This window comes from Flagellimonas nanhaiensis (genome assembly GCF_003382275.1).
GTDB classification, from domain to species: Bacteria; Bacteroidota; Bacteroidia; order Flavobacteriales; family Flavobacteriaceae; genus Flagellimonas; species Flagellimonas nanhaiensis.
On the sequence record NZ_QTJX01000003.1, the window covers coordinates 182,288 to 195,557 of the forward strand.

General features: G+C 40.9%; 12 protein-coding genes. 11 read left to right on the forward strand and 1 reads right to left on the reverse strand.

The window, feature by feature from the left end; genetic code table 11:
* Positions 1 to 16: 16 nt before the first annotated feature.
* The 10 genes from nrfD (at position 17) to queG (ending at position 10,473) form a co-directional block, all read left to right on the forward strand.
* The gene (nrfD, locus tag DX873_RS13735) at positions 17 to 1,747 is read left to right on the forward strand and encodes an NrfD/PsrC family molybdoenzyme membrane anchor subunit (RefSeq protein ID WP_116185055.1); all 1,731 of its coding nucleotides are present in this window, start codon (positions 17 to 19) and stop codon (positions 1,745 to 1,747) included.
* Between the two features lie 2 nt (positions 1,748 to 1,749).
* Positions 1,750 to 2,277 (forward strand): DUF3341 domain-containing protein, encoded by a 528-nt coding sequence (locus tag DX873_RS13740; protein ID WP_116185056.1) that lies wholly within the window; start codon positions 1,750 to 1,752, stop codon positions 2,275 to 2,277.
* A 4-nt stretch (positions 2,278 to 2,281) separates the two neighbouring features.
* Positions 2,282 to 2,851, forward strand: a complete 570-nt coding sequence (locus DX873_RS13745; protein ID WP_116185258.1) for a c-type cytochrome — start codon at positions 2,282 to 2,284, stop codon at positions 2,849 to 2,851.
* 19 nt (positions 2,852 to 2,870) lie between these two features.
* The gene (locus DX873_RS13750; RefSeq protein WP_116185057.1) at positions 2,871 to 4,196 is read left to right on the forward strand and encodes a quinol:cytochrome C oxidoreductase; all 1,326 of its coding nucleotides are present in this window, start codon (positions 2,871 to 2,873) and stop codon (positions 4,194 to 4,196) included.
* 27 nt (positions 4,197 to 4,223) lie between these two features.
* Positions 4,224 to 5,282: a cytochrome c oxidase subunit II gene (locus tag DX873_RS13755; RefSeq protein WP_116185058.1), complete on the forward strand. Its 1,059-nt coding sequence runs from the start codon at positions 4,224 to 4,226 to the stop codon at positions 5,280 to 5,282.
* Positions 5,283 to 5,327: 45 nt separating this feature from the next.
* A complete protein-coding gene (locus tag DX873_RS13760; RefSeq protein ID WP_116185059.1) occupies positions 5,328 to 7,142 on the forward strand; it encodes a cytochrome c oxidase subunit I in 1,815 nt (604 codons plus the stop codon).
* Between the two features lie 118 nt (positions 7,143 to 7,260).
* The gene (locus DX873_RS13765) at positions 7,261 to 8,088 is read left to right on the forward strand and encodes a GIN domain-containing protein (protein ID WP_181899515.1); all 828 of its coding nucleotides are present in this window, start codon (positions 7,261 to 7,263) and stop codon (positions 8,086 to 8,088) included.
* 10 nt (positions 8,089 to 8,098) lie between these two features.
* Positions 8,099 to 9,121, forward strand: coding sequence for a Holliday junction branch migration DNA helicase RuvB (gene ruvB / locus DX873_RS13770; RefSeq protein ID WP_116185061.1), 1,023 nt, complete (start codon positions 8,099 to 8,101; stop codon positions 9,119 to 9,121).
* Between the two features lie 84 nt (positions 9,122 to 9,205).
* Positions 9,206 to 9,520, forward strand: a complete 315-nt coding sequence (locus DX873_RS13775) for a GIY-YIG nuclease family protein (RefSeq protein ID WP_116185062.1) — start codon at positions 9,206 to 9,208, stop codon at positions 9,518 to 9,520.
* Positions 9,521 to 9,549: 29 nt separating this feature from the next.
* Positions 9,550 to 10,473 carry a tRNA epoxyqueuosine(34) reductase QueG gene (gene queG, locus DX873_RS13780; RefSeq protein WP_116185063.1) on the forward strand — a complete coding sequence of 308 codons (924 nt, stop codon included), beginning with the start codon at positions 9,550 to 9,552 and terminating at the stop codon, positions 10,471 to 10,473.
* Here the strand turns inward: queG and DX873_RS13785 are convergent.
* Positions 10,465 to 11,487 carry a LacI family DNA-binding transcriptional regulator gene (locus tag DX873_RS13785; RefSeq protein WP_116185064.1) on the reverse strand — a complete coding sequence of 341 codons (1,023 nt, stop codon included), beginning with the start codon at positions 11,485 to 11,487 and terminating at the stop codon, positions 10,465 to 10,467. The genes queG and DX873_RS13785 overlap by 9 nt on opposite strands.
* A 281-nt stretch (positions 11,488 to 11,768) precedes the next feature.
* On the opposite strand from DX873_RS13785, the gene gtfA reads away from it, so the two are divergent.
* Positions 11,769 to 13,229, forward strand: a complete 1,461-nt coding sequence (gene gtfA, locus DX873_RS13790; protein WP_116185065.1) for a sucrose phosphorylase — start codon at positions 11,769 to 11,771, stop codon at positions 13,227 to 13,229.
* Positions 13,230 to 13,270: the final 41 nt, after the last annotated feature.

Sequence of the window (13,270 nt, forward strand, 5' to 3'; positions counted from 1 at the left end):
AACTAGAAGATAAATTATGGCGTCGCATTACGAAGCACCTATTCGAAAGCCCTTAGTACTTGGAGATAAAGGATACCACGATGTTACCGTGGATATTGCCGCTCCGGTGGAGGGAAAGGCCAACAAACAATGGTGGATTGTCTTTACCATTGCCCTTGTGGCATTCCTTTGGGGTCTGGGATGTATCATTTATACCATTTCCACAGGTATCGGGGTTTGGGGTCTTAACCGAACTGTAAACTGGGCCTGGGATATCACCAACTTTGTATGGTGGGTAGGTATTGGTCACGCAGGAACACTGATATCGGCGGTATTGCTTTTGTTCCGTCAAAAATGGAGAATGGCGATCAACCGTTCTGCAGAGGCCATGACCATTTTCTCAGTTGTTCAGGCAGGTTTGTTCCCGATCATTCACATGGGGCGTCCTTGGTTGGGTTACTGGGTTCTTCCAATTCCAAACCAGTTTGGGTCACTTTGGGTTAACTTCAACTCCCCATTGCTTTGGGATGTATTTGCGATATCAACATATCTTTCCGTATCATTGGTTTTCTGGTGGACAGGATTGCTTCCAGATTTTGCAATGATTAGGGACAGGGCCGTAAAACCTTTCCAAAAGAAAATATACAGCTTGTTGAGCTTTGGTTGGACAGGGCGCGCCAAGGATTGGCAGCGTTTTGAAGAAGTTTCATTGGTTTTGGCCGGTTTGGCTACGCCTTTGGTACTTTCTGTACACACCATTGTATCTTTTGACTTTGCCACATCGGTGATTCCAGGATGGCACACAACCATATTCCCACCGTACTTTGTTGCGGGTGCAATTTTCTCTGGATTTGCCATGGTGCAGACCCTTTTGATCATTATGAGAAAGGTGTGCAACTTGGAGGCTTACATTACCGTACAGCACATTGAGCTGATGAACATCGTAATCATGATTACTGGTTCCATTGTGGGTTGTGCCTATATTACGGAATTGTTCATAGCATGGTACTCAGGAGTGGAATACGAGCAATATGCATTCTTGAACCGTGCAACAGGACCTTACTGGTGGGCCTATTGGTCCATGATGACCTGTAACGTGTTCTCACCACAATTTATGTGGTTCAAGAAACTACGTACAAGCATTATGTTCTCATTCTTTATTTCCATTGTGGTAAATATTGGAATGTGGTTTGAACGTTTCGTAATCATTGTTACCTCTTTGCACAGGGATTATTTGCCATCTTCTTGGACCATGTTCTCCCCAACCTTTGTGGATATTGGAATCTTTATTGGAACCATCGGATTCTTCTTTGTATTGTTCCTTCTATATTCCAGAACGTTCCCGGTAATCGCTCAAGCGGAGGTTAAATCCATCTTGAAATCTTCTGGAGAACGATATAAAAAATTGAGGGATGCTGGAAAGCCGCTTTATGAAATGCCTGCTAAGGGAAAATCAAAAAAAGTAGCAAAAGAAGCTCCTGTAGAAGAGACCAAAGAAGTTGATGAAAAGCAGGTGTCCACTTTGCTGGATGCCTTGGGTACTTTCGATGCGGATAAAGACACCCCGGACGATTTGAAAAAAGTTAAGGGTATTGGTCCACAAATGGAACAGACCTTGAATCAGATAGGCATTTTTACCTTCGCACAGGTAAGTAAAATGACCCAAAAAGAATACGACTTGTTGGACTCTATCACTGGTTCTTTCCCTGGAAGAGCACAGCGTGATGATTGGGCTGGACAGGCTAAAAAATTAAACGATAAAAAATAGTTATGGCATCAAAAGTTATACAGGCACTTTACAACGATGACGATGTGTTGATGCATGCTGTAAAAAAAGTAAGGGCAGAGCACCATCATATTGAGGAAGTGTATACCCCTTTCCCAGTGCATGGTTTGGACAAGGCCATGGGGTTGGAGGATACCCGAATAGCGATTACTTCCTTTATGTATGGATGTTTAGGGCTTATCGTTGCCATAGTGATGATGAATTACATCATGATTGATGATTGGCCACAGGATATTGGAGGAAAGCCCAGCTTCAGTTATTTGGAGAATATGCCGGCTTTTGTGCCAATTATGTTTGAAATGACGGTTTTCTTTGCCGCTCACTTAATGGTGATCACTTTTTATCTTAGAAGTAGAATGTGGCCTTTTAAAAAGGCGGAAAATCCTGATAAGCGTACCACAGATGATCATTTCCTAATGGAAATCGGGGTGCATGATAATGAAAAAGAACTCGCCGATTTACTATGGGAAACCGGTGCTGTGGAAATAAATGTTACAGAAAAGGAGTCTTAAAAATATGAAGCATTTAGTCAAAATAAGTGTTGTCTTGATTTTTGTACTGTCCGCAGTATCCTGCGCGGATAAGAACAGTCCAAACTATCAATTTATGCCAAATATGTACGAATCTGTAGGGTATGAAACCTATGCAGGAGTGGATAACGGGTTGTTCCCCGATGGCACTGAGGCCTTATTGCCGCCAGAGCACACCATCTCCAGAGAATGGATGCCCTATGAATTTGAGAACACCTTGGAAGGAAAAGAGTTGGCAAGGTTGAATCCAAGTCCATTGGATTCACTTCAGTCAGAAGCCAATTTGGCCAAAGGAAAAGAGCTTTATGACATTTACTGTGCTATTTGCCATGGAGCTAAAGGAGACGGACAAGGAAATTTGGTAAAACGAGAAAAAATATTGGGGGTTCCCAGCTATGCAGATGTAGCTCGTAACATTACTGTGGGCACATCATACCATACAATTTACTATGGTTTGAATTCCATGGGATCCTATGCCGCTCAATTTGCAAGTGAAGAAGAAATGTGGCAGGTTTCCGAATACGTAATGAAATTAAAGGAGGACCTAACAAAATAATTGGATAAGAGAGTAAACTATGTACACCTTCTCAAACAGACTTAAAATAGGATCTTTCATTGCCATGGGCCTTGGGCTTATATTTTTGGCAATCGGTTTTGTATCCGCACCTTCAACAGTAGAAGAGGCCAAAGCCATTGTTGCGGCTGCCCATGACGATGGTCATGGAAGTGGACATGCAGAGGAAGCCACTGATCATGGCGAAAGTTCCGCGCACGGCGAAGAAGCTGCGCATGATGCCTCTCATGATGAGCACCTCTTGCACCAATTGCAAAATAGACCTTGGTCCGCTTTGTATGTTGCAGCGTTCTTTTTCTTTATGATCGCGCTTGGAGTACTGGCTTTTTATGCAGTGCAAAGAGCCGCACAGGCAGGTTGGTCCCCTCTTTTGTTCAGGGTAATGGAAGGTATAACGGCCTATTTGGTACCTGGAGGTATTATTGTATTTGTGATTCTTGTACTTTCCGTAATGCACATGAACCACATGTTTGTTTGGATGGATGCCGATACAGTGGCACATGATAAATTATTACAGGGGAAAGCCGGGTATTTAGACCCAACGTTCTTTTTGGTAAGAGCGGCTATTTTCTTGGGAGGATGGATTTTCTATAGAGAATACTCCAGAAAACTTTCCTTGGCTCAGGACGAGTCTGATGACAACTCAAATTTTGTGAAGAACTTTAGATGGTCTGCCGGATTCTTGGTATTCTATTTGGTTACCGAGTCTATGATGTCCTGGGACTGGATTATGAGTTTGGACCCGCACTGGTTCAGTACCTTGTTTGGATGGTATGTATTTGCCAGTATGTTTGTGTCCGGGATCACCGTGATAGCTATGATAGCTATTTACCTAAAATCAAAAGGATACTTGGAAGATGTCAATGATAGCCATATCCATGATTTGGCAAAATTTATGTTCGGGATTAGTATTTTCTGGACTTACCTATGGTTTGCCCAGTTCATGCTGATTTGGTACGCCAATATTCCTGAAGAAGTCACTTATTTTGTGGCACGAATTGAAGATTATAAACTACCATTCTTTGGTATGTTGGCCCTTAATTTTATCTTCCCGTTGTTGATATTGATGAACAGCGATTATAAGAGAGTAAACTGGTTTGTGATTATGACAGGCCTAGTGCTACTTTTTGGCCATTATTTGGATATTTTCAATATGGTGATGCCAGCTACAGTAGGAGACCAATGGTACATCGGGTTACCTGAAATTGGTGGAATACTGTTTTTTGGAGGATTGTTTGTGTTCTGGGTATTCAATACCTTAACGAAGGCCCCACTTCAACCCAAGCGCAACCCATTCATTGAGGAAAGTAGACAATTTCATTATTAATACGATTAAGTCTTAGATAGATACACGATGACGGCATTATTAACATTTACTGTTTTAGTACTGGTAGCAATTGCCATTTGGCAAATGACCAAGATTTTTGAATTGTCCCAGATTAAAACAGCGAACACGGAAATAGCAAATGATACCGATAACAAGTACAACGGATATCTTTTGTTCGCATTCCTGATTTTTATTTACGGAATCACCATATTCAGTTTTGCAAAGTATTCCAAAATGTTGTTGCCCGAGGCTTCCTCGGCTCACGGTGGGGAGTATGACCAACTTATGTGGGTCTCCTTTGCCATTATCTTTTTTGTGCAAACAATCACCCAGGCTCTATTGCACTACTTTGGTTACAAATACAGAGGGCAAAAAGGAAGAAAAGCGTTGTTCTTTGCAGATAATGACCGTTTGGAGTTTATCTGGACAATTATCCCAGTTATAGTTCTAGCCGGGTTGATTCTTTGGGGATTGTACACATGGACAAACATCATGGATATAAATGATGAAGATGATCCATTGATTGTGGAACTTTATGCACAACAATTCAACTGGACGGCAAGATACGGCGGAGAGGATAATGTTTTGGGTGACGCAAGTGTACGATTGATTGATATTAATAGAGCCAACATCCTAGGTTTGGATGAAGCCGACCCCAATGGTTCCGATGATATAATTGTTAAGGAACTACATTTACCTGTTGGACGAAAAGTAAACTTTATGATGCGTTCACAGGATGTATTACATTCAGCATATATGCCACACTTTAGGGCACAAATGAACTGTGTCCCCGGAATGATTACACAATTTTCGTTTACTCCAACAGTAACTACTGAGGAAATGAGATTGAACCCTGATGTGGTGGATAAGGTAAAAAGAACCAATGCCCTACGTGCCAAATGGGCTGCAGAAGGAAGACCGGATTCAGACCCATGGGAGTTTGACTACGTATTGCTTTGCAATAAGATTTGTGGAAAATCGCACTATAATATGCAAATGAAGATTATAGTGGAGACTGAAGAAGAATACAATAAATGGATGGCGGAGCAAACCACATTCAAGGAAACTGTAGCCACAATTCAATAAAAAGGGCTAGGAAAAGAACACTTATACTAAAAACTTAAAAAGATTATGTCAGCTACTGGACACGAAAACGGACACGAAGATCACGGACATCATCATAAAGAAACTTTCGTTACTAAATATATCTTCAGCCAGGATCATAAGATGATTTCCAAGCAATACCTGATTACAGGTCTCATCATGGGATTTGTAGGTATTGCAATGTCGCTGTTGTTTAGAATGCAGTTGGCTTGGCCAGGGGAGTCGTTTCCTATTTTTGAGGCACTCCTTGGAAAATGGGCACCTGATGGAGTTATGGATGCCGATATGTATTTGGCATTGGTGACCATTCACGGTACCATTATGGTATTCTTTGTATTAACAGCAGGTTTAAGTGGTACTTTCAGTAATTTATTGATTCCGTTACAGATTGGAGCACGAGATATGGCCTCAGGCTTTTTGAACATGGTATCATACTGGTTGTTCTTCCTGTCCTCTGTAATTATGGTAATTTCATTGTTCGTTGAAGCAGGTCCTGCGGCAGCAGGATGGACCATTTACCCACCTTTGAGCGCATTGCCAATGGCCCAACCCGGTTCTGGTGCTGGTATGACCCTTTGGTTGGTTTCTATGGCTATATTCATTGCCTCTTCATTGTTAGGTTCATTGAACTACATAGTTACCGTTATAAACTTAAGAACCAAGGGAATGTCCATGACTCGCTTGCCGTTGACCATTTGGGCGTTCTTTGTTACAGCGATTATCGGGGTAATTTCTTTCCCGGTATTGCTTTCAGCCGCATTGTTGCTGATCATGGATAGAAGCTTCGGAACTTCCTTCTTCCTTTCAGATATCTTTATTCAAGGAGAAGTATTGCACTATCAAGGAGGTTCGCCAGTATTGTATGAGCACTTGTTCTGGTTCCTTGGTCACCCAGAAGTATATATTGTATTACTGCCTGCATTGGGGATTACCTCTGAGGTAATGTCAACCAACGCCAGGAAACCAATATTTGGTTACCGTGCCATGGTTGCTTCCATTTTGGCAATTGCATTTCTATCCACCATTGTTTGGGGACACCATATGTTCGTTTCCGGAATGAATCCATTTTTGGGATCGGTATTTACATTCACAACATTGTTGATTGCTATTCCTTCCGCGGTAAAAGCCTTCAACTATATCACAACACTTTGGAAAGGAAACCTGCAGATGAACCCGGCCATGCTGTTTTCAATTGGATTGGTTTCTACATTCATCACTGGAGGTTTAACAGGTATTATTTTAGGTGACAGTACGTTGGATATCAATGTGCATGATACCTATTTTGTTGTTGCTCACTTCCACTTGGTAATGGGTATCTCGGCACTCTACGGATTGTTTGCCGGAGTCTACCACTGGTTCCCTAAGATGTTCCAGGGAAGAATGATGAACAAGAACCTCGGCTATGTCCATTTCTGGATTACAGCAATATGTGCCTACGGGGTCTTCTTCCCAATGCACTTTGTTGGAATGGCTGGTGTACCAAGACGTTATTATCAAAATACGGCCTTTCCAATGTTTGATGAGCTTACCAACGTACAAGTACTTATGACAGTTTTTGCTATTATTGCGGGAATCGCGCAGTTGGTATTTGTATACAACTTTATCAGCAGCATTTTCTATGGAAAAAGAGGTCCTCAGAACCCATGGGGGTCCAATACTTTGGAATGGACTGCACCTCAAGAGCATATGCACGGAAACTGGCCTGGCGCTATTCCCCATGTATATCGTTGGGCGTATGACTACAGTAAAACTTATGAGAATGGAGAGTATATTATTCCTGGGCAGGACTTTGTTCCCCAGAATATTCCGCTTCAAGACAATGAAGAAGAACTCAACCATTAACTCTTATTATAAGACGATTAAAAAACCCATCCCTAAGGATGGGTTTTTTGATTATAGATCGGTACAATAAATGTTATTGTTAATTGTAATATCTTTAATAACCCAAAACCGAGGACTTGTGAAAAACCTTATACTGTTATTCTTGTTACTGTTTCAAATCAGTTTATTGGCACAAAGAAAACCTAGGATAAAAGGAAGTCGGATTGTCACCGAAGTGAACGAGGAACTCCCCGCATTTAATGCCATTCAATTAAATGATGACTTGGATATTGTACTTAAAAAGTCATTTGGACCAGGTTATTTTATCCAGGCCGATGACAACTTGATAGACATTTTGAAATTTAAGGTTGTGGACAGTACTTTGATCATTAGTTCGTTTTATGATGTCGCAGCAAAAAAACAATTCGATATTACGGTCAACTATACGGATTTAAGGGCAATTACTGTAAAGAATGGTAGTCTGGTTTCAAAAGACGTTATAGAAAGTGACGAGCTGTTTGTAGATGGCTTTGAAAATACACGTTTGGATATAAAGGCCAGTGCAGCTGTAATGGATATCAATCTAGAGAATAATAGCAAAGGAGATTTCAATATTGATGTCGATTCCTTGAACATTGGCCTGAGCAATCGCGCAGAAGCCTATATCTATGCTGTAAACGAGACAGCTTTGTTGGATTTGGATGGAAATGTATCCCTGACCCTTGAAGGTACTTCAGATAGATTAGAGACCAATCTTCAGGATGACGCAAAACTGAAGGCCGAAAAAATGGAAGCGGCCAACATTTCTTTGAGATTGGAAAATAGTGCTAGTGCAAGAATAAATGCATATCAAACCTTGGAGTTGAGTGCTAAAGATAACACCAGGACCTATCTTTACGGAAATCCCCAGATCAATATAACGGAGTTCATGAACAGTGCTCAACTCTTGAAGAAAGAAGAAGAATGACAGAATAGGTATGAACGAGAATCTAGACCCGACCGCAGACAATTTTTCCCAGGAGGAGCTCGATATTGAAAGAGCCTTAAGGCCTGTCACCTTTGACGATTTTACAGGTCAAGCTCAGGTATTAGAGAACTTGAAGATATTTGTGGAGGCCGCTAATTTGAGGGGAGAAGCTTTGGACCATACTTTGTTTCATGGCCCGCCGGGATTAGGAAAAACCACACTGGCGCATATTTTGGCCAATGAGCTGGGAGTGGGGATCAAGGTAACATCGGGCCCGGTATTGGACAAACCTGGGGACTTGGCCGGATTGCTGACCAATTTGGAAGAACGGGATGTACTCTTTATTGATGAGATCCATAGATTAAGTCCCATTGTTGAGGAATATCTGTACTCGGCCATGGAGGACTACAAAATAGATATCATGATTGAGACAGGTCCCAATGCTAGGACCGTTCAAATAAATCTGAGTCCATTTACTTTGATTGGCGCAACAACAAGATCGGGATTGCTCACTGCTCCCATGCGAGCTAGGTTCGGGATTCAAAGTCGTTTACAGTATTATAATACTGAATTGTTGTCCACTATTGTAGAACGTAGTGCGGACATTCTTAAGGTTCCAATATCCCATGAAGCTGCAATAGAAATTGCGGGAAGAAGTAGAGGCACGCCCAGAATCTGTAATGCGCTGTTGCGCAGGGTAAGGGACTTTGCCCAGATCAAGGGCAATGGAAACATTGATATGGAAATTTCCAAATTTGGCCTCAAAGCGCTCAATGTGGATACCCACGGATTGGATGAAATGGATAATAAAATTCTTTCTACCATCATCGATAAATTCAAAGGTGGGCCAGTTGGGATTACTACATTGGCTACTGCTGTCTCAGAAAGTGCCGAGACCATTGAAGAAGTATACGAGCCTTTCCTGATACAACAAGGATTCATAATGCGCACTCCAAGAGGACGTGAGGTTACTGAATTGGCCTATAAGCACTTAGGTAGGGTCAAAGGAGGAACACAAGGAGGACTTTTTTAGTAAATTGAAAATTTTCAAAATCTATGAGTGTCAGGCTGAGCGCAGTCGAAGCCATTCTTTATGACAAATGCTTAAATTTACTACGTGTACACCTACTACGTTTACATTTTAAAATGTGCTGATGATTCCCTTTATACAGGAATTACCAATAATATTCAATTGCGATTGCAGCAACATCAATCTGGCTTCGATAAGAATTCATACACATATCAAAGAAGACCTATTGAGTTGAAATTTCAACAAGAATTCAATCACGTGCTACAAGCTATTTCCTTTGAGAAAAAAATAAAAGGTTGGACAAGAGCTAAAAAGATTGCTTTAATAGAAGGAGATTTTAACAAACTTCAAGCTTTAGCAGAATGTAGAAATGCAACCCACTATAAGTATAAATCTAAATAAAGGGCTTCGACTGCGCTCAGCCTGACCCCATGAATATCAAGGAAAAACATACCCAATTGATCAAGACCGAAGCCAAGCGCCTCGGTTTTTTGTCATGTGGAATCTCAAAAGCAGAATTTCTGGAGGAAGAGGCTCCTCGCCTAGAAAAATGGTTGGGGAAAGGAATGCATGGGGAGATGGGGTATATGGAGAACCATTTCGATAAGCGTTTGGATCCCACTAAGCTTGTTGATGGCGCAAAATCTGTAATCTCATTGTTGTTGAATTATTTTCCTTCAGAGAAACAGGTTTCTGATTCCTATAAAATTTCCAAATATGCCTACGGAACGGATTATCACTTCGTGATAAAGGATAAGCTCAAATCCTTGCTGCAATTTGTTCAAGAAGAAATTGGGGAAGTCCATGGTCGTGCTTTTGTTGATTCAGCCCCGGTTCTGGATAAAGCTTGGGCTGCCCGCAGCGGACTGGGATGGATAGGAAAGCATAGCAATCTTCTTACCCAACAGGTAGGTTCGTTCTATTTTATTGCTGAGTTGATTGTTGATTTGGATTTGGAATATGATAGTCCAGTAACTGACCATTGCGGTACCTGTACGGCATGTATTGATGCTTGCCCTACGGAAGCAATTGTGGAACCTTATGTGGTGGATGGAAGCAAGTGCATCTCATATTTTACCATTGAGTTAAAAAATGAGATTCCATCAGAATTTCAAGGCAAATTTGAGGATTGGATGTTTGGTTGTGATGTTTGCCAAGATGTCTGCCCTTGGAACCGTTTTTCAAAACCACACCAAGAACCTCTATTTAATCCGCACCCAGATTTGTTGTCCATGACAAAGAAAGATTGGGAAGAGATTACCCAAGAGGTATTTCAAAAAATATTCAAGAAATCGGCAGTTAAGCGAACCAAATTTTCTGGTCTACAAAGAAACATCAACTTCATTTCAAGCTAGGGTAGATTCTCTAGCAATTATTTCAGTGGGCAAAATAATGGTTTCGTGCTCCACATGTTGGTTTTCTTTATGTTTGTTCAACTCTGAAAATAAGGTGTTAAAGGCAATTTTGCCCATGGTATAGCTGGGTTGCTCCACCGTGGACAAAGAAGGAGTGATTACAGAGGATAAAAACCAGTTGCCAAACCCGATAATACGAATGTCTTCTGGGATGTTTATGCCATGTTCTTTCAATTCTGTAATGGCACCAACCGCAATCATATCGGTATTTACGAATATTCCGTCTACCCCATTTCTGTGGTTAAGGAGTTTTCTGGCATTTTCTTTTCCTATTTCAAAGCTCATTTCCTTACAGTGGTAGACATTGGATTCATCAAACTCCAGATTGTACTCCTCAAGGGCCTTTTTGTACCCATGATATCGATCTATGGAATTTTGGGAAGTCAACGGTCCTCTAAAATGGGCAATTTTGGTGCAGCCACAATCAATGAGGTGTTTGGTCGCTTCATAACCTGCCCTAAGATCATCAATAATCACTTTGGAACAAGGTACGGTCTTTCCAATTTTGTCGAACATTACAATCGGAAGGTCGATGGCTTGGGCTTCAAACAAATGATAATATTCTACGGTGTCGTCTGCAAGTGCAATGAGGATTCCATCAACCTGTTTATTTATAAGGAACTCGATTCTCTTTTTCTCAATTTCTGTATTTTGACTGGATTGTAGTACAATCACCGTATATCCATTTTTTTCAGCCTCTTCAATTACTCCCTTTACAACACTGGAAAAAAATTGATGCACAATTTCTGGGATTACCAAACCTATGGTTTTTGATTCTTGGGTCCTTAGGTTTACCGCAAAAGTATTTGGTTTGTAATTGAGCAATTCCGCTGCAGCTTTCACCTTTTCAATGGTCTTTTTGCTTACATCTGGATAGGACCGTAGAGCTTTGGAGACAGTGGTCACCGAAATGTCCAAACTAAGGGCGATTTGTTGTAGCGTGGTCCTGCTCATCGTTCAGAAATAATAGGAAAGTAATCAAATACAAAGGTACAAAAAAGGGATATTGACAGAATCGAAAACGTTTTCGTTCAGAAAAACTGTCTAAAATACTTTACAAATCCTAAATTAGAGGATTGATGATCCGTTAAGCGGGATTATTTGAGTTAGGTCAAGCGATTGTAGCTCAGCAAGTTTGGTGTAATGTAAGTTGATAAAGGAGTGAAAGTACTAAATACACTTTCACTCTTTGCGTTTACATCTTTGGCATTGAAAAACAAAAAATTGGATACCCTATGAAGAACCAAATACAATTGATAACCTATGTGGACCGTATAGGTTGTTCCAATTTTGAAGAACTCAATCAACTATTGCAACATGAACTTAGCGGACTGTTTGGAGGGGTTCATGTTCTACCTTTTTTTGACCCAATAGATGGGGAAGATGCCGGTTTTGATCCCATTGACCATAAAAAAGTGGACCCAAGATTGGGAGATTGGACGAATGTTGGAAACCTGGGTCAAAATATGGACATCATGGCAGATCTTATCGTAAACCATGTGTCTGCAGATTCTACCGAGTTCAAACACTTTTTGGAACATGGAGATGATTCAGAATATGCACCACTTTTTTTGACCTTTGAAAAAGTTTTTCCACAGGGAGCTAATGAAGAAGATTTACTGTCTATCTACCGACCGCGACCAGGTTTTCCTTTTACCAAATATCGCATGGCCGATGGAACCCAAAGATTGATTTGGACCACATTTACTCCAAAACAGATTGATATCGATGTCAACTCAAAGTCCGGACTTGAGTATTTGGATTCTATTTTGGGTCTTTATCAGCAAGCTGGCATCTCCATGATACGATTGGATGCTGCAGGATACGCCATTAAGAAACCGGGAACCTCGTGCTTCATGATTCCAGAAACCTTTGATTTCATAGATGAGCTTACACAAAAAGCCAAAACCTATGGCATTGAAGTGCTGGTAGAGATACATTCATACTACAAGACCCAGATTAAGATAGCCCAAAAGGTAGATTACGTTTATGATTTTGCACTACCGGTTTTGGTCCTGGATACCTTGTTCAACAAAACGGCCAAGAATTTAAAGCATTGGCTAGAAATAGCGCCTAGAAATGTGGTGACTGTATTGGACACTCACGATGGAATAGGAATAGTGGATGTGGCTTCAGAAAATGGGCAAGAAGGATTGATTCCTGATCAGACTTTAGAGGGAATAGTGGACCAAATTCATAAGAACAGCGAAGAAAGAAGTCGAAAGGCCACAGGGGCAGCTGCTTCAAATTTGGATCTGTACCAAGTAAATTGCACTTACTTTGAAGCCTTGGGAAAGAATGAAAATGCCTATTTGATAGCTCGAGCCATTCAATTTTTTGTGCCAGGTGTTCCTCAGGTATATTATGTTGGCGTGTTTGGAGATGAGAACGATATGGAACTTTTGGCCAGCACCAACGTAGGTAGAGACATTAATCGTCATTATTACACCAAAGATGAAATTCTAGATAAGATAGGAGGGGATCAATTCAAAAAGTTATCAAAGCTAATGAAGCTCAGGAATGGACATGAAGCGTTTAATGGCGAATTCAAATTGGGAGAAACCAATGAAGACAGTTTGGAAATAACTTGGACCAAGGAAATTGAATGGATATCCCTCAAGGTTAACCTAAAAAATGAAAAGTTTGAAATTAAGGGAACTCAAATGGGCAAAGCAGCAACATTGATGAGCAACTGATATCATAACCATGATAATGATATGAATTCAATTTTCTAGGG